The organism is Streptomyces sp. NPDC005494 (genome assembly GCF_042872025.1).
Classification (GTDB): Bacteria; Actinomycetota; Actinomycetes; order Streptomycetales; family Streptomycetaceae; genus Streptomyces.
Window position 1 is genome coordinate 41,086 of record NZ_JBIAJR010000003.1, and the last position, 16,137, is coordinate 57,222.

General features: G+C 72.7%; 9 protein-coding genes. 7 read left to right on the plus strand and 2 right to left on the minus strand.

Annotated elements, in window-relative coordinates; translation table 11 throughout:
* The first annotated feature begins 6 nt into the window (after positions 1–6).
* Positions 7–1,509: an IMP dehydrogenase gene (gene guaB, locus ACFYQ6_RS10225; RefSeq protein ID WP_361584381.1), complete on the plus strand. Its 1,503-nt coding sequence runs from the start codon at positions 7–9 to the stop codon at positions 1,507–1,509.
* 104 nt (positions 1,510–1,613) lie between these two features.
* The gene (locus tag ACFYQ6_RS10230; RefSeq protein WP_361584377.1) at positions 1,614–2,738 is read left to right on the plus strand and encodes a GuaB3 family IMP dehydrogenase-related protein; all 1,125 of its coding nucleotides are present in this window, start codon (positions 1,614–1,616) and stop codon (positions 2,736–2,738) included.
* 72 nt (positions 2,739–2,810) lie between these two features.
* Here ACFYQ6_RS10230 and ACFYQ6_RS10235 read toward each other — a convergent pair whose 3' ends face one another.
* On the minus strand, positions 2,811–3,431 hold the full coding sequence (locus ACFYQ6_RS10235) for a hypothetical protein (protein ID WP_361584374.1): 621 nt from the start codon (positions 3,429–3,431) through the stop codon (positions 2,811–2,813).
* 129 nt (positions 3,432–3,560) lie between these two features.
* Entirely contained in the window at positions 3,561–4,823 is a 1,263-nt protein-coding gene (locus tag ACFYQ6_RS10240) for a nucleotide sugar dehydrogenase (protein WP_361584371.1), read from the minus strand.
* Between the two features lie 259 nt (positions 4,824–5,082).
* Here ACFYQ6_RS10240 and ACFYQ6_RS10245 point away from each other — a divergent pair, with 259 nt between their 5' ends.
* The 5 genes from ACFYQ6_RS10245 to ACFYQ6_RS10265 all read left to right on the plus strand — a co-directional run bounded on the left by ACFYQ6_RS10245 (position 5,083) and on the right by ACFYQ6_RS10265 (position 16,104).
* Positions 5,083–6,789, plus strand: a complete 1,707-nt coding sequence (locus tag ACFYQ6_RS10245) for a glycerol-3-phosphate dehydrogenase/oxidase (RefSeq protein ID WP_361584368.1) — start codon at positions 5,083–5,085, stop codon at positions 6,787–6,789.
* A 527-nt stretch (positions 6,790–7,316) separates the two neighbouring features.
* Positions 7,317–9,374, plus strand: a complete 2,058-nt coding sequence (locus tag ACFYQ6_RS10250) for a serine/threonine-protein kinase (protein WP_361584365.1) — start codon at positions 7,317–7,319, stop codon at positions 9,372–9,374.
* A 189-nt stretch (positions 9,375–9,563) separates the two neighbouring features.
* Entirely contained in the window at positions 9,564–12,470 is a 2,907-nt protein-coding gene (locus ACFYQ6_RS10255) for a protein kinase (protein ID WP_388763007.1), read from the plus strand.
* 117 nt (positions 12,471–12,587) lie between these two features.
* Positions 12,588–14,249 (plus strand): serine/threonine-protein kinase, encoded by a 1,662-nt coding sequence (locus ACFYQ6_RS10260; protein ID WP_361584362.1) that lies wholly within the window; start codon positions 12,588–12,590, stop codon positions 14,247–14,249.
* Between the two features lie 226 nt (positions 14,250–14,475).
* Positions 14,476–16,104 (plus strand): succinic semialdehyde dehydrogenase, encoded by a 1,629-nt coding sequence (locus ACFYQ6_RS10265; RefSeq protein ID WP_388762329.1) that lies wholly within the window; start codon positions 14,476–14,478, stop codon positions 16,102–16,104.
* Positions 16,105–16,137: the final 33 nt, after the last annotated feature.

Below are 16,137 nucleotides of genomic sequence, written 5' to 3' on the forward strand. Positions count from 1 at the left end.
GGTGTCATGACTGCAAACGTCGACGGAGTGCCCGAGAAATTCGCGACGCTCGGGCTGACATACGACGACGTGCTGCTGCTGCCCGGCGCGTCCGAGGTTCTGCCGAACGCGGTCGACACCTCGACTCTCATCTCGCGCAACGTACGGGTGAACATCCCCCTGCTGTCGGCCGCCATGGACAAGGTGACCGAGGCCCGGATGGCCATCGCCATGGCCCGTCAGGGCGGCGTCGGCGTGCTGCACCGCAACCTCTCGATCGAAGACCAGGTCAACCAGGTCGACCTGGTCAAGCGGTCCGAGTCCGGGATGGTCACCGACCCCATCACCGTGCACCCCGACGCGACGCTCGGCGAGGCGGACGCGCTCTGCGCGAAGTTCCGCATCAGCGGCGTCCCGGTCACCGACCCGGCGGGGAAGCTCCTCGGCATCGTGACCAACCGTGACATGGCCTTCGAGTCGGACCGGTCGCGCCAGGTGCGCGAGGTCATGACGCCGATGCCGCTCGTCACCGGCAAGGTCGGGATCTCCGGCGTGGAGGCCATGGAGCTGCTGCGCCGCCACAAGATCGAGAAGCTCCCGCTGGTCGACGAGACCGGGGTCCTCAAGGGCCTCATCACCGTCAAGGACTTCAAGAAGGCCGAGCAGTACCCGAACGCCGCCAAGGACGCCGAAGGCCGCCTGCTGGTCGGCGCGGCCGTCGGCGCCAGCCCCGAGGCGCTGGACCGCGCCCAGGCGCTCGCGTCCGCCGGTGTCGACTTCCTGATCGTCGACACCTCGCACGGCCACAACAGCAACGCCCTCGACTGGATGGCGAAGATCAAGTCGAGCGTCGGCGTCGACGTCATCGGCGGCAACGTCGCCACGCGTGACGGCGCCCAGGCCCTCGTCGACGCCGGTGTCGACGGCGTGAAGGTCGGCGTCGGCCCCGGCTCGATCTGCACCACCCGTGTGGTCGCCGGTATCGGCGTCCCGCAGGTCACCGCGATCTACGAGGCCGCGCTCGCCGCGCGTGCCGCGGGCGTCCCGGTCATCGGTGACGGCGGCCTCCAGTACTCCGGCGACATCGGCAAGGCGCTGGCCGCCGGCGCGGACAGCGTGATGCTGGGCAGCCTCCTCGCGGGCTGTGAGGAGTCCCCGGGCGAGCTGATGTTCATCAACGGCAAGCAGTTCAAGTCGTACCGCGGCATGGGCTCGCTCGGCGCGATGCAGTCCCGTGGCCAGGGCCGGTCGTACTCCAAGGACCGCTACTTCCAGGCCGAGGTGTCCTCGGACGACAAGCTCGTCCCCGAGGGCATCGAGGGCCAGGTGCCCTACCGCGGCCCGCTGGCCAACGTCCTCCACCAGCTGGTCGGCGGTCTCCGCCAGACCATGGGCTACGTCGGCGCCGCCTCCGTCGACGAGATGGAGAGCAAGGGCCGCTTCGTCCGGATCACCTCGGCGGGTCTCAAGGAGAGCCACCCGCACGACATCCAGATGACGGTGGAAGCGCCGAACTACAGCAGGAAGTAAGGCATCAGCCCAGGTGAGGGGCGGACCGGGGTTCCCGGGACCGCCCCTCACGTGTGCGTCGGGGATACTGGACAGCGCAGACGTAGAGGAAAGGCCACATCATCGTGACTGAGATCGAGATCGGGCGCGGCAAGCGCGGTCGGCGGGCATACGCGTTCGACGACATCGCTGTCGTACCGAGCCGGCGCACCCGTGACCCGAAGGAGGTCTCGATCGCCTGGCAGATCGACGCCTACCGTTTCGAGCTGCCCTTCCTGGCCGCTCCCATGGACTCGGTGGTCTCCCCGCAGACCGCCATCCGCATCGGTGAGCTGGGCGGCCTCGGCGTCCTCAACCTCGAGGGCCTGTGGACCCGGCACGAGGACCCGCAGGCGCTGCTCGACGAGATCGCCGAGATGCCCGTCGAGACGGCCACCCCGCGGCTCCAGGAGATCTACTCCGCCCCCATCCAGGAGGAGCTGATCGGCCGGCGCATCAAGGAGGTGCGCGACTCCGGTGTCGTCACCGCCGCCGCGCTCTCGCCGCAGCGCACCGCCCAGTTCTCCAAGGCCGTCGTCGACGCGGGCGTGGACATCTTCGTCATCCGCGGTACGACGGTCTCCGCCGAGCACGTCTCGGGCGCGGCCGAGCCGCTGAACCTGAAGCAGTTCATCTACGAACTGGACGTCCCGGTCATCGTCGGCGGCTGCGCCACGTACACCGCCGCCCTGCACCTGATGCGTACCGGTGCGGCCGGTGTCCTCGTCGGCTTCGGCGGCGGCGCGGCGCACACCACGCGCAACGTCTTCGGCATCCAGGTCCCGATGGCGACCGCGGTCGCCGACGTGGCCGGCGCCCGCCGTGACTACATGGACGAGTCCGGCGGCCGGTACGTGCACGTCATCGCCGACGGCGGCGTGGGCTGGTCCGGCGACCTGCCCAAGGCCATCGCCTGCGGCGCGGACGCCGTGATGATGGGTTCCCCGCTGGCCCGCGCCACCGACTCGCCCGGCCGTGGCCGGCACTGGGGCATGGAGGCCGTCCACGAGGACGTGCCGCGCGGCAAGCTGGTCGACCTGGGCTCCGTCGGTACGACGGAGGAGGTCCTCACCGGGCCCTCGCACAACCCTGACGGCTCGATGAACATCTTCGGCGCGCTGCGCCGGGCGATGGCCACCACGGGCTACAGCGACCTCAAGGAGTTCCAGCGCGTCGAGGTGACGGTGGCGGACTCGCAGCACCGCCGCTGATCTCCCGCACGTCACACGCACGACGGCCCGGACCACCACGGTGGTCCGGGCCGTCGTGCGTGTGACGTGGTGTCAGCCGGCCTTGCGGGCGCCACCGAAGGCGGCGACGGGGCCGAGAAGCAGGAAGAGGTACGTCATGAAGTCGGCCTCCTGCTTCCAGACGTCGACGATGTCGCCGAAGTGCTCGAAGAAGACCTCGGAGAAGCCGACGCCCAGGCCGTCCGCGAGGATCATCGACATGCCGATGAGCTGGCCGAAGAAGACGGCGATGAGGGAGAAGACGGCGGCGGCGCCGAGGACGGCCGGGTTGGCGCCGCCGACCTTGCTCGCCGCGAAGCCGACCAGGAAGCCCACACCGATGGCCGCGTAGCCGATCTCGCGCTCGATGGAACCCGCGAGGACGCCGTAGAGGATTGCGGCGACGATCGCGGCGCCGAAGGCGACCAGCACGCCGACCCCGGCACCGCCGAGGGCCCGCGGGGCCGACGGGGCCGGCGGGAAGCCGCCGCCGAACTGGCCGGGCTGCTGGCCCTGCTGACCGGCGAACGGGTTGCCCGTCGGCGCACCGGGCTGCTGCTGGCCCGCGTAGGGGTTGCCGGGCGTGGGCTGCTGCCCCGCGTACGGGTTGCCGTCGGCCGGCTGGCCGCCGTAGGGCTGCTGCGGCGGGTTCGGCGGCTGTACGGGCTGGCTCATGGTGGTGATCCCCCTGGGACGGTGCGCACGGGCGTGCGAGGCACGGGTGTGCGAGAAGTGACGCCGCAGGCTAGCAGCCCACGCCGACACAGCCCACCGGGAATCCCGGCGGTCACCGTGCGGGGCGTGCTACAGCCGGTGGGCGGCGCCGGCCGGGGTGGCGCCCCGGGTGTCCAGGAGCAGCTGGGCCTTCACCGCGAGGCCCTGGAGGTCGTACGTGCGGTGGTGCTGCAGAAGCACCGTCAGGTCCGCCCCGGCGGCGGCCTCGTAGAGGGAGTCCGCACGCGGTACGGGCAGATCGCGTACGCGCCAGTCCAGGACGTGCGGGTCGTGGTAACCGATCTGGGCGCCCATGTCCATGAGCCGGCTCGCGATCTCCCGGGCCGGGGAGGCCTCCTGGTCGGCCAGGTCAGGCTTGTACGTGACGCCGAGCAGCAGGACCCGGGCCCCCCGCACGGACTTGCCGTGCTCGTTGAGCAGGGTCGCGCAGCGCTGGATCACATACCCGGGCATCCGGTCGTTGATCTCCTTGGCCAGCGAGACCATGCGCAGGGGGTGGCCGGGCGTACGGCTGTTGTACGGGAAGTAGCCGGGGTCCACGGGGACACCGTGGCCGCCGACACCGGGCCCGGGGCGGAAGGGCTGGAAGCCGAAGGGCTTGGTCTCGGCGCACCTGATGACGTCCCAGAGGTCCACCCCCAGGTCGTGGCAGAGCACCGCCATCTCGTTCACCAGCGCGATGTTGACGTGCCGGAAGTTGGTTTCGAGGACCTTCGTCATCTCGGCCTCACGCGGTCCCCGGGCCCGGACGACCTTGTCGGTGAGCCGCCCGTAGAAGGCAGCGGCCGATTCGGTGCACGCGGGGGTGAGACCGCCGATGACCTTGGGGGTGTGGGCGTAGACGTGGGTGCGGTTGCCCGGATCGAGGCGGCCGGGGGAGTGGGCGAGGTGGAAGTCGCGTCCGGCGCGCAGCCCGGACCCCTCCTCCAGCAGGGGGCGTACGACGTTCTCGGTGGTGCCGGGCGGTACGGCCGACTCCACCAGGACGGTGGTGTGCGGCCGGAGCCGGACGGCGAGCGCCCTGGCCGCGTCGGTCACGGCGCCGAGGTCGAGGGTGCGGTCCGGGCCGAGGGGGGTGGGGGCGCAGATCGCGGCGGTGCGGACCCGGCCCAGCTCCGCCGGATCGGCGGTGGGCCGGAAGCCCCCCGAGACCATGCGGCGGATGTCGGAGGCGCTGAGAGTTCCCTCGACCGGCGTACGGCCCGCGGAGAGTTCGGCGAAGGGGCGTGGATCGGTGTCGTAGCCGACGGTCTGGATTCCCGCGCCGACGGCTGCTTGGGCGAGGGGCAGGCCGAGGTGACCGAGTCCGATGACAGCAAGGTCTGCCGGCATGTGGGCCGTCCTTCCCTAAGACCAAGAATGCAGAAAGCGCAACCGCTGGGGACAGCGCAATGTCAGACTAGGCGTAAATATGACCTATATGTCGCATTCTTGGACTCTTGTGGGGCGGGTGTTGTCCACAGGCAGTGGCTGAAGTCGTCGAGCGCGGACAGAATCGAGTGGTGGGCACGGGCGCCCGGCCCTCCGGGCCGGTCCTCGCTCCCGTGCCGAACCACCCACCCCGATGCACCGGGATGACCGGGAGGCAGCAGTGAGGACAGCGACACTGGGACCCGCGGAGCGCACCGAGGCGCTTGCCGCGATGGCCGAGCGCGAACTGGACGTGCTGGTAGTGGGAGCGGGCGTGGTCGGCGCCGGGACCGCGCTGGACGCGGCCACCAGAGGACTCTCGACCGGACTGGTCGAGGCGCGCGACTGGGCGTCGGGGACGTCGAGCAGGTCCAGCAAGCTGATCCACGGCGGGCTGCGGTATCTGGAGATGCTGGACTTCGCGCTCGTGCGGGAGGCGCTGAAGGAGCGCGGACTGCTGCTGGAGCGGCTGGCGCCCCATCTCGTCAAGCCCGTTCCCTTCCTCTACCCCCTGCAGCACAAGGGCTGGGAGCGGCTCTACGCGGGTTCCGGCGTCGCGCTGTACGACGCGATGTCGGTGTCCTCCGGTCACGGCCGGGGCCTGCCCGTCCACCGGCACCTCTCGCGCCGGCGCGCCCTGCGGGTCGCCCCCGCCCTCAAGAAGGACGCCCTGGTGGGCGCCCTCCAGTACTACGACGCGCAGATGGACGACGCGCGCTATGTGGCGACCCTCGTCCGCACGGCCGCGGGCTACGGCGCGCAGGTGGCGAACCGGGCGCGGGTGACGGGCTTCCTGCGGGAGGGCGAGCGGGTCGTCGGCGCCCGGGTGCAGGACGTCGAGGGCGGCGGGGAGTACGAGGTCAGGGCCAAGCAGGTGGTCAACGCGACCGGGGTGTGGACGGACGACACCCAGGCGCTGATCGGCGAGCGCGGGCAGTTCCACGTCAGGGCGTCGAAGGGCATCCATCTCGTCGTGCCCAAGGACCGCATCCACTCCTCGACCGGGCTCATCCTGCGCACCGAGAAGTCGGTCCTCTTCGTGATCCCGTGGGGGCGGCACTGGATCATCGGCACGACCGACACCGACTGGGATCTCGACAAGGCCCACCCGGCCGCGTCCAGCGCCGACATCGACTACCTGCTCGAGCATGTGAACTCGGTGCTGAACACCCCCCTGGGCAGGGACGACGTCGAGGGCGTGTACGCCGGCCTGCGTCCGCTGCTGGCCGGGGAGTCGGACGCCACCAGCAAGCTCTCGCGCGAGCACACGGTGGCCCACCCGGCGCCCGGGCTCGTCGTCGTGGCGGGCGGCAAGTACACGACGTACCGCGTGATGGCGAAGGACGCCGTGGACGAGGCGGTGCACGCGCTCGACCAGCGGGTGGCCGACTGCGTCACGGAGGACGTCCCGCTGCTGGGCGCCGAGGGCTACCGCGCCCTCTGGAACGCGCGCGCCAGGATCGCCGCCAGGACGGGGCTGCACGTGGTGCGCGTGGAGCATCTGCTCAACCGGTACGGCTCGATGACGGAGGAACTCCTGGACCTCGTCCGCAACGACTCCACGCTGGGCGAGCCGCTCGCCGGCGCCGAGGACTACCTGCGGGCGGAGGTCGTCTACGCCGCCTCGCACGAGGGCGCCCGGCACCTCGACGACGTCCTGACGCGGCGAACCCGGATCTCCATCGAGACCTTCGACCGCGGCACGAGGTGCGCCCGCGAGTGCGCGGACCTGATGGCTCCGGTGCTCGGCTGGGACACGGACCAGGTCGAGCGGGAGGTGGAGCACTACCGCAAGCGGGTGGAGGCGGAGCGGGAGTCGCAACGCCAGCCGGACGACCTCACGGCCGACGCGGCACGTCTGGGCGCGCCCGACATCGTGCCGATCTAGGGTCTTCCGTCCGGACCAGGGCCTTTGCGTCGGGACCAAGCCCTTGCGTCCGGACCGGGGCTCTTGCGTCCGGGCCGGGCCGGGCTCCTGGGCCGGTCCGGACGCACGGCTCCGGGTGGGGTGCGCGGCCGGGCCGCCGCGCGGACCTTCCGCAGGAGCCCGCACGGGCACGGGGGTTGAGCCGTCCCGCCCATGGCGGCACGGGTCGGGGCGGGCGGCTTCCCGCCGTTGCCGGAGGCCCGCCACACGCCGGGGTGGCGACCGCCGGGGCGCGGCCCCTCGACGGCGAGCGGGGGGAGGCGCGACGATGTGAGGCGTGAGGTGTGGTTCGCTGGGGGCAGGCGCGCGGTTCCCGGGCGAGCGGGGCCGATGCGGGCGAGGCGGCGTGAAGAGCCCTGGATGTCCGCATGGCGGGGGGTTCCTCCCCCCGGTCGCGCAAGGGCCGCCCCGGACCCGGCACCATGACCGGTCCCGGGGTGAGGGACAATGAACGCTCTGCCAGGGCGGGTTGATCGCAGAGGGGACGCATGTCGGAGGCGGAGCAGGCGCAGGAGCCCCAACGGGACAAGGACGGACGTCTCCTCGCGGGGCGGTACCGCCTTGGGGAGGTGCTCGGCCGGGGCGGCATGGGCACGGTCTGGCGTGCTGTCGACGAGACGTTGGGGCGCACGGTCGCTGTCAAGGAACTGCGGTTCCCGTCCTCCATCGACGAGGACGAGAAGCGGCGTCTGATCACGCGAACCCTCCGCGAGGCGAAGGCCATCGCGAGGATCCGCAACACCAGCGCGGTGACGGTCTACGACGTGGTCGACGAGGACGACCGGCCGTGGATCGTCATGGAACTCATCGAGGGCAAGTCCCTCGCCGAGGTGATCCGCGAGGACGGGACGCTGACGCCGAGACGGGCGGCGGAGGTCGGCCTCGCCATCCTCGACGTGCTGCGCTCGGCGCACCGCGAGGGCATTCTGCACCGGGACGTGAAGCCGTCCAACGTGCTGATCTCCGAGGACGGCCGGGTCGTCCTGACCGACTTCGGGATCGCCCAGGTCGAGGGCGACCCCTCCGTCACCTCGACCGGCATGCTCGTCGGCGCCCCCTCCTACATCTCGCCCGAGCGCGCACGCGGACACAAGCCCGGTCCTCCCGCCGACCTGTGGTCGCTGGGCGGGCTGCTGTACGCGAGCGTCGAGGGCCGCCCTCCGTACGACAAGGGTTCGGCCATCGCCACGCTGACGGCGGTGATGACGGAGCCGGTCGAACCTCCGGTCCACGCGGGGCCGCTGGAGGAGGTCATCTACGGCCTGCTGGCCAGGGACCCCGACCAGCGTCTGGACGACGCCGGGGCGCGCGTCCTGCTCAAGGCCGTGATCAACGCCCCCGAACCGCCCCTCACTCCCCCTGCCGACTCCACCCAGGTCATGGCGCTGCCCACGATCGGCGACGCCACGAGCGGCAAGGGTGCGAAGGCCGCCAAGACCGGCAGGGGTGACTCCGGGAGCGGCGGGAAGGCGGCTGCCGCGGCCGCCGCCGGCGCCGCACACGGATCAGGCACCGCGACACCGGCCGTGGGAAGCCCTGCGGCCGAGACCCCGGCTTCCGGCGCGACCACCGCAGCGGCCTCCGCGTCCGGCGGGATCGGCGCGGCCGACAGCGCTCGCGAGCGGCTGCGCGGCGCCCTGCGCTCCGTACGCAACGCGAAGGCTCCTGCGGCCGCCGCGTCCGTTCCGCACACGCCCTCGCGCGCTCCGGCAACCCCCGCCGCCATGGCGTCGGCCTCCGGCCCTGCCGGAAGCCCCGCCAGGACCACCGCGTCGATCACCGACGTCGTGCCGCGCCGCACGCTGGCGGTGATCGCCGGTGTCGTCGTGCTGGCCGTCCTCGGTACGGTCCTCGCGCTCACCCTCGGCGACGACGGTGAGAGCGACAAGGGCGGGTCCAAGGGCGACACCACGACGTCGGCGGGCGCTGCGGCGGGCGGAGACGGCGCCGCCACCGGTGGCGGGTCGGGCAAGGACGAGACCAGCGGGACGGAGAAGGGCGGCGAGGACGGTCAGGGGGAGGAGAAGGGCGAGGCGTCCGCCGAGCCCTCGGCCTCGCAGGAGACCGGCGAACCCGGCCCCGACGCGCTGCCCTCCGGATACCGGACCGTCGGCAACAAGCAGTTCCACTTCTCCGTGGCGATGCCGGGCTCCTTCAAGTTCGACGCCATAGCGGGACAGAACTCCGGCGCGATCTACAACGCCGACGGAGGCTTTCCCCGCATCCAGATCGACTACAACGGCTCCCCGAAGGACGATGCTGCCGCCGCCTGGGCGGGCGCGGTCGCGGCGACCAGGAGTCTCAGCAACGGCTACAAGCACATCGGCATAAAGAAGGTCGAGTACAACGGCTACCCGACCGTCGCGGACTGGGAGTTCACCCGCAACCAGCAGGGCATGCGGGTGCGGGTCCTCAACCGGGGCTTCAAGGCCGACGCCACTCACGGCTACTCCATCATGATCAGCTGCAAGGCGTCCGAGTGGAACGGCGAGGAGTGCCGGACGCTCCGCGAGACGGCGTTCGCTACCTTCGAGCCCACCGACTGACCTGCCAGGAGGCCGAACAGGCGGCCGGGTTGTGGTGACCCGGCCGCGCAGCCGCGACTTGCCACGTATTGTGAGAGGGCGAGGACCGTACGCAGCCGGAATGGTGAGTCAATCGCACAGTAAGTGACCGCAATTGACAAACTCATGCGGTCTTCTTGGCCGGGGGACAGCGCGCTCTGGGGAGGCGTCGTGGACGACTACGCGGGTCGGGTACTTGCCGACCGCTACCGCCTTCCGTTGCCTCCGTCCGATGCGTACGAACTGGCCGAGACCCGGGCGTTCGACACATACAGCGGACAGGAAGTCCTGGTCCGCCAGGTGCCGTTGCCGGAGGTCGTGGACGCCGAGGTGCTGGACGCCGACGGGATGGCGTCGTCCGCCAGGCGCGCCCCGGGACGTACGGTGCGACGGTCGACCGATCCCGCGGTCCGGCGGGCCATCGAGGCGGCGCAGGCCGCGGCGCAGGTGCCCGACCATCCGCGCCTGGACCAGGTCTTCGACGTGTTCGCCGAGGCCGGATCACTCTGGATAGTGAGCGAGCTGGTCGCCGCCCGGCCGCTCGCCGCGCTGCTCGCGGAGCGGCCGCTCAACCCCTACCGGGCAGCGGAGATCGGCTCCGACGTGCTCACGGCCCTGCGGGTGCTGCACGCGCACGGCTGGACGCACCGCAACATCACCGTCCGCACGGTGCTGGTCTGCGACGACGGCCGCGTCGTACTGACCGGGCTGGCGGCCGGGGCGGCCGAGGAAGCCCTGTGCGGATACGTTCCCGTGCCGCAGCCGGACGGGGAAGAGGCCTACGGGCCCCCCGCCGTGGAGACGGGCCCCACCGGGCCGTACGAACCTGCCGAGGGCGGGACCGGGCCGGAAGCCCTCTCCCCGCCGCACACCTTCCGAGCCCCCGGCGCCCTCCCGGCCCCGGACGGGCCCCCGCACACGCCCCCCGCGCTCCCGGCCCCGGACGGGCTCCCGCACACGCCCCCCGCGCTCCCGGGCCAGGACACCCCGCACATCGCCGGGCCGGGCGCCCAGGACACCCCGTACATCGCCGGGCCACCCGCCCAGGACACCCCGCACGCCGCTGAGCCGCCCGCCCAGGGCGCCTCGCACGGGTCTGACGCCCTGCCCGCTCCCAGAGCGGCGGGCGACGGGCTGCCCGCCCCCGCGTCCCGCGCCGAGGCCGAGCCCGCCCAGCCCCCGGCCCCTCCCGGGGCGGGGAGCGCGGCGCAGTTGCGCGCCGCGCGCGCCGGTGCCATCGCCGCCTACCGTGAGGGCGCCCGTGCGGCGGCCCGTGCGGGGGAGCAGAGGCGCGCCGGTTCGAACCCGGCCGACCACGAACGTGACGCGGCCGAGGCCGAGCGCGAGGAGCCGGCGGCTCCCCCCGCGGCAGGCCCCCCGCAGCTGACGGGCGGCACCTGGGGCAGGGCCGAGGACGACGCCTACGCCTACCCGTACGACGACGAGGACGACGAGGACGACGACGAGGACCCGGGCGGCCCGCCGCCCCCCGGCCGTCGCGTCCACCTCGCGGGCACCTGGGGCGACGGCCCCGGCGCCGGCCGGCCCGTGCCGGCCGGGGGCAGCTCCGCAGGACCGGGACGCTCCGGTGAGGACGCGCTGCGCGCCGACGCCCAGCGCCTCGGCGGCGGAGCCGTGGAGCGCCGGGACCGGCTGCCGCAGCCGGCGGCCGCCGGGCGGCCCGCGGGCGGATGGGACGAGGTCGTGGCGGGCAGGGGCGACACACCCGCCTATCGCGGCCCCGCGACGCCCCTCGCCGCCGAACGCGCCAGGCAGGCCCGTATCGCCGTCGTCGGCGCCGTCACCGAGCGGTGGGCGCCCGAGCAGGCGGGCCCGGTCCACGACAACTGGCAGCTGGCCCCGCCCATCGGCCCCTCGACCGACCTGTGGGCGCTCGGCGCGCTGCTCTACCGTGCCGTGCAGGGTCACGCCCCGTACCCGGAGGAGAACGCGGCCGAGCTCGTCCAGATGGTGTGCGGCGAGCCGCCCGCCTTCGCGGAGGAGTGCGGCCCGCTGCGCCCCGTCGTGGAGTCGCTGCTGCGCCAGGACCCCACGGAGCGCCCCGACTTCGAGGAGCTGCGCGGCTGGTTGCGCTCCCTCGTGCGTTCGGCCCCCGAGCCCGAGGCGGGCGCCGACATCGTCACGATGCCGCCCGCCGACGCCACCCGCCTGCCGATCGTCCGCCGCCGTGGCGAGCTGGTGCGCAGGCGCCGGGGCCGGGGTGCGGCGCACGGCCGGCACCGGCAGGGCAGATCCCAGCGCCACGAGAAGCAGTACGAGAACCGGCAGGCGCACGAGAAGCCGCCGCGCACGCCTCGCGAACCCAAGGGGCCCAAGGTGCTGCGGCAGCCGCCGCCCGGCCGCCGGGCGCCCAGGCGTCTCGGACGGCTGCTGCTGGTGCTGATCCTCCTGCTCATGGCCGCGGCCGTGGCCTACGCCGTGCTGTTCATGCCCAAGGCGGATTCCGGATCAGGGGCGGGAGCCTCGCCCGCGGACTCCGTCGCGCCCGCCGACCCGGATTCCGGCAGCCCGTCCGCGGGGGCGACGCCGTCGTCCGGCGCCTCGGCGTCCTCCGGCTCGTCGGGCTCCGAGAAGCCGCAGACCAGCCGCTCCGCCGTCGCTCTCGCAGACGGTTACGAACTCCGCAAGGACGCCGAGGGCTTCGAGATCGGTGTACCGAAGGACTGGCAGCGCAGCCCGGCTGACGCGGACCGTCAGATCCGTTACGGCGCGGACGGGTTCAGCGTCCTGGTCGTCCCCGGCCGGGACACCGTCAAGACCCACGGCAGCGACCCGCTGGACTACCAGCGGACCGGCGAGCCCGAGCTGAAGCCCTTCCGTGAGTCCAGCTGGGCCACCTCGACGGGGCTGCGCCGTGTCGACGTCGGCAAACAGGCCATGGCGGAGGGGCAGTTCACCTGGCAGGAGAGCAGCGGCCGTCAGGTGTACGTCCGCAACCTGGTCATGATCGTGGACGGCAGGTACCACATCGTGCAGGTCATCGGCCCGGAGAACGAGCGGGACAAGGTCTCCGACATCTACGAGCAGGCCATCTCCTCGTACCGCGTGGGCTCCTGACGGGTCGGCAGCCGGAAGCGACAAGCATCACAGTGCGGTCTCGTGGGCGATGCGAGGTTACGTCGCGCCGCCCCCCGTCCGTACCCTGTCGTCCCGAGGAACGGGGCGAGGACACACGTGGAACACGCGCAGGGAACGGACGCGGGGATCGTACTGGCCGGGCGGTACCGGCTGGGTGACGTCCTGGGCCGGGGCGGCATGGGCAAGGTGTGGCGCGCCCATGACGAGGTGCTCCATCGGACCGTGGCGGTGAAGGAGCTGACCGCCGGGCTGTACGCCGCCGAGGCGGACCGGGCCGTGCTGCACGCCCGCACGCAGAAGGAGGCGCGCGCGGCGGCGCGCATCACCCACCCGGGGGTCGTGACCGTCCACGACGTCATCGACCACGACCACCGCCCCTGGATCGTCATGCAGTACGTCGACGGGCCCTCGCTCGCCGACGCGGCGAAGGAGTCCGGCGAGGTCGAGCCGCGCGAGGCCGCCAGGATCGGGCTGCACGTGCTGAGCGCCCTGCGTGCCGCCCACGGTGCCGGTGTCCTGCACAGGGACGTGAAGCCGGCCAACGTCCTGCTCGCCCGTGACGGACAGGTGCTGCTGACCGACTTCGGGATCGCCGCGATCGAGGGTGACTCCACCATCACCAGGACGGGCGAGCTGGTGGGTTCCATCGACTACCTGGCGCCCGAGCGGGTGCGCGGGGGCGACCCGGGACCCGCGTCCGACCTCTGGTCGCTGGGCGCCACCCTCTACACGGCGGTCGAGGGCACCTCACCCTTCCGCCGCAGCTCGCCCATCTCGACGATGCAGGCCGTCGTCACCGAGGAGCCGCCCCCTCCGCTGCGCGGTGGCGCGCTGGCACCCGTGATCACCGCGCTGCTGCGCAAGGACCCCGCGGACCGGCCGACGGCCGAGGAGACCGAGCGGATGCTCCTGGACGCGATGGAGGGACGCAGACCCCGGGCCGCGCAGGCGCACGTACCGACGCAGCGGGTGTCCGAGGAGGAACTGCGCGCCTTCTCCGTCCCGGACGGCTCGACGGCCCAGCTCTCCCAGCCCCTGCCCCCGCCGCCCGCGCCCCCGTACACCTCCGCGCCCGCCAGGCGGAGCGGCGGGGGACGCCGGCGCGTCGTGGTGCTGGTGCTCGTGCTGGCCGCGCTGCTGGGCGGGGCGGCCGGCCTGGCCGCGATGAAGTTCGGGGTCGACGGCGCGGGCACCGCCGGCGGCTCGGGGGAGCGCGGCACCGCCGGTCCGGCTCCCACACCCTCTTCCTCCGTGCGCTCCGCCGACCCGGCGGCGGAGGAGGTCACGCCGGACGAGATACCCGACGGCTGGAAGCGGGTCGCTGATCCCGAGGGCTTCAGCCTCCTCGTCCCCGAGGGCTGGGAGCGGCGGACGGACAGCGGTCAGATCGACTACACACCGGACGGCGGCGCCCACCGCATCCGGATCAGCCTCGATCCGCAGCCCGACTTCGACGACTCCCTCGCCCACATGCGGAGCATCGAGAAGGATCTGGCCGCACGGCTTCCGGGGTACGAACGTCTGACGCTGGAGTCGAACGTCTTCCGCGACCGCCCCGGCTCCCGCTGGGAGTTCACCTGGGTCGAGTCCAAGGACCATCCGGGCCCCCGGCACGGAATCGACCAGATGTACTTCGCCGAGAGGGGCGGTCCCGAGTACGCGCTCTACATGACCGGCCCCGACGAGGACCGGGAGGAGACGCGGAAGCTCTTCGAGACGATGCTGCGCAGCTGGCAGCCGCCGGAGAGCGCGGGCTGAGCGGCGCCGGGCCGCCTCCGGACCGCAGCGGGGGCGGGAGCGGTCGAAGATTCACGATTCCTGACGTCCGCCGCCCGGACCCATGGCGCATCGCTCCTGATCAGCGGTTATGCCGCCAGTGATCACTGGCTCGGTATCCATGGGCGGGAGGACTCTCGGGCGGGCTCTGTGAAAACCTGTTACCCACGGGTACCCAAAGTGGGCGGGTGGACATACTCTCGCCCTCATGACGGACTCGCAGGCCTCCACGACCACCTCCGCCGCCCGCGTCGGCACCAACCCGGTGGCCGCCGCCCCCGCAGGGGCGCGCACCGCCGCCGACGTGGTCACGCCCGAGGTGATCGCCCAGCTGACCCGTGACGTCGTCGGCTCCGGCCGCACGGCCAACCACAGCCCCTTCACCGGGGAGAAGCTGGCCGACCTGCCCGAGTCCACCCCCGAGGACGTCGAGACCGCCTTCGACCGCGCCCGCGCGGCCCAGCCCGCCTGGGCCGCGACCCCCGTCCGGGCCAGGGCCGCGGTGCTGCTCCGCTTCCACGACCTCGTCCTGCAGCGCCAGTCCGAGGTCCTCGACCTCATCCAGCTGGAGACGGGCAAGGCCAGGCTGCACGCCCACGAGGAGGTGCAGGCCGTCGCCGTCGCCGCCCGGCACTACGGGCGCAAGGCCGTCTCGTATCTGAAGCCGAGGCGGCACACCGGTGTCGTGCCGACCCTCACCAAGGTCACCGAACTGCGCCAGCCGCGCGGGGTCATCGGCCAGATCGCCCCCTGGAACTACCCGCTCGAACTCTCCGTCGGCGACGCGCTGCCCGCCTTCGTCTCCGGCAACGCCGTCGTGATGAAGCCGGACACGGAGACCGCGCTGACCGCGCTGTGGGCCCGCGACCTGCTCATCGAGGCCGGACTGCCCGCCGGGGTGTTCCAGGTCGTCCTGGGCGAGGGCCCCGTCGTCGGCCCCGCGGTCGTCAGCCGCGCCGACTACGTCTCCTTCACCGGCTCCACCCGCACCGGCCGCGAGGTCGCGCAGGGCGCGGCCGCCCGGCTCGTCGGCGTCTCCCTCGAACTCGGCGGCAAGAACGCCATGCTCGTCCTGGAGGACGCCGACGTGGAGAAGGCCGCCGCGGGCGCGGTCCGCGCCTGCTTCTCCTCGGCCGGACAGCTCTGCATCTCCATCGAGCGGCTGTACGTCCACGCCTCGGTCGCCGACGACTTCGTGGCGCGCTTCGCCGCCCGTACGAAGGCGATGCGGCTCGGCAACTCCCTCGCCTACGGAGCCGACATGGGCTCCCTGGTGGGCGAGCGGCAGCTGGAGACCGTCAGCCGGCACGTGGCCGAGGCCGTCGAGAAGGGCGCCACGCTCGTCGCGGGCGGTGTCGCCCGCCCCGACATCGGCCCGCTCTTCTACGAGCCGACCATCCTCGACGGCGTCGAGGCACCCATGTCCGTGTGCAACGAGGAGACCTTCGGGCCCGTCGTCTCCATCTACCGCTTCAGCGACGACGACGAGGCCGTGGCCCTCGCCAACGCCACCCCGTACGGCCTCAACTCCAGTGTCTGGACGAAGAACGCCGGGCGCGGCCACCGCGTCGCCGCGCGGCTGCGCACCGGCACGGTCAACATCAACGAGGGGTACGCCCCCGCGTACGGCAGCGTCCAGTCGCCCATGGGCGGCATGAAGGACTCCGGCCTCGGCCGGCGGCACGGATCGGAGGGCATCCTGAAGTACACCGAGGCCCAGACGATCGCCCAGCAGCGGCTGATCCCCCTCGCTCCGGCCTTCGGGATGGACGACGAGAAGTACGCGGCCTTCATGAGCCGCAGCCTCAAGGCGATGAAGGCCTTCCGGCTGCGCTGAACACCACCTCAGCGCCCCCCCATCTGTCCTTTT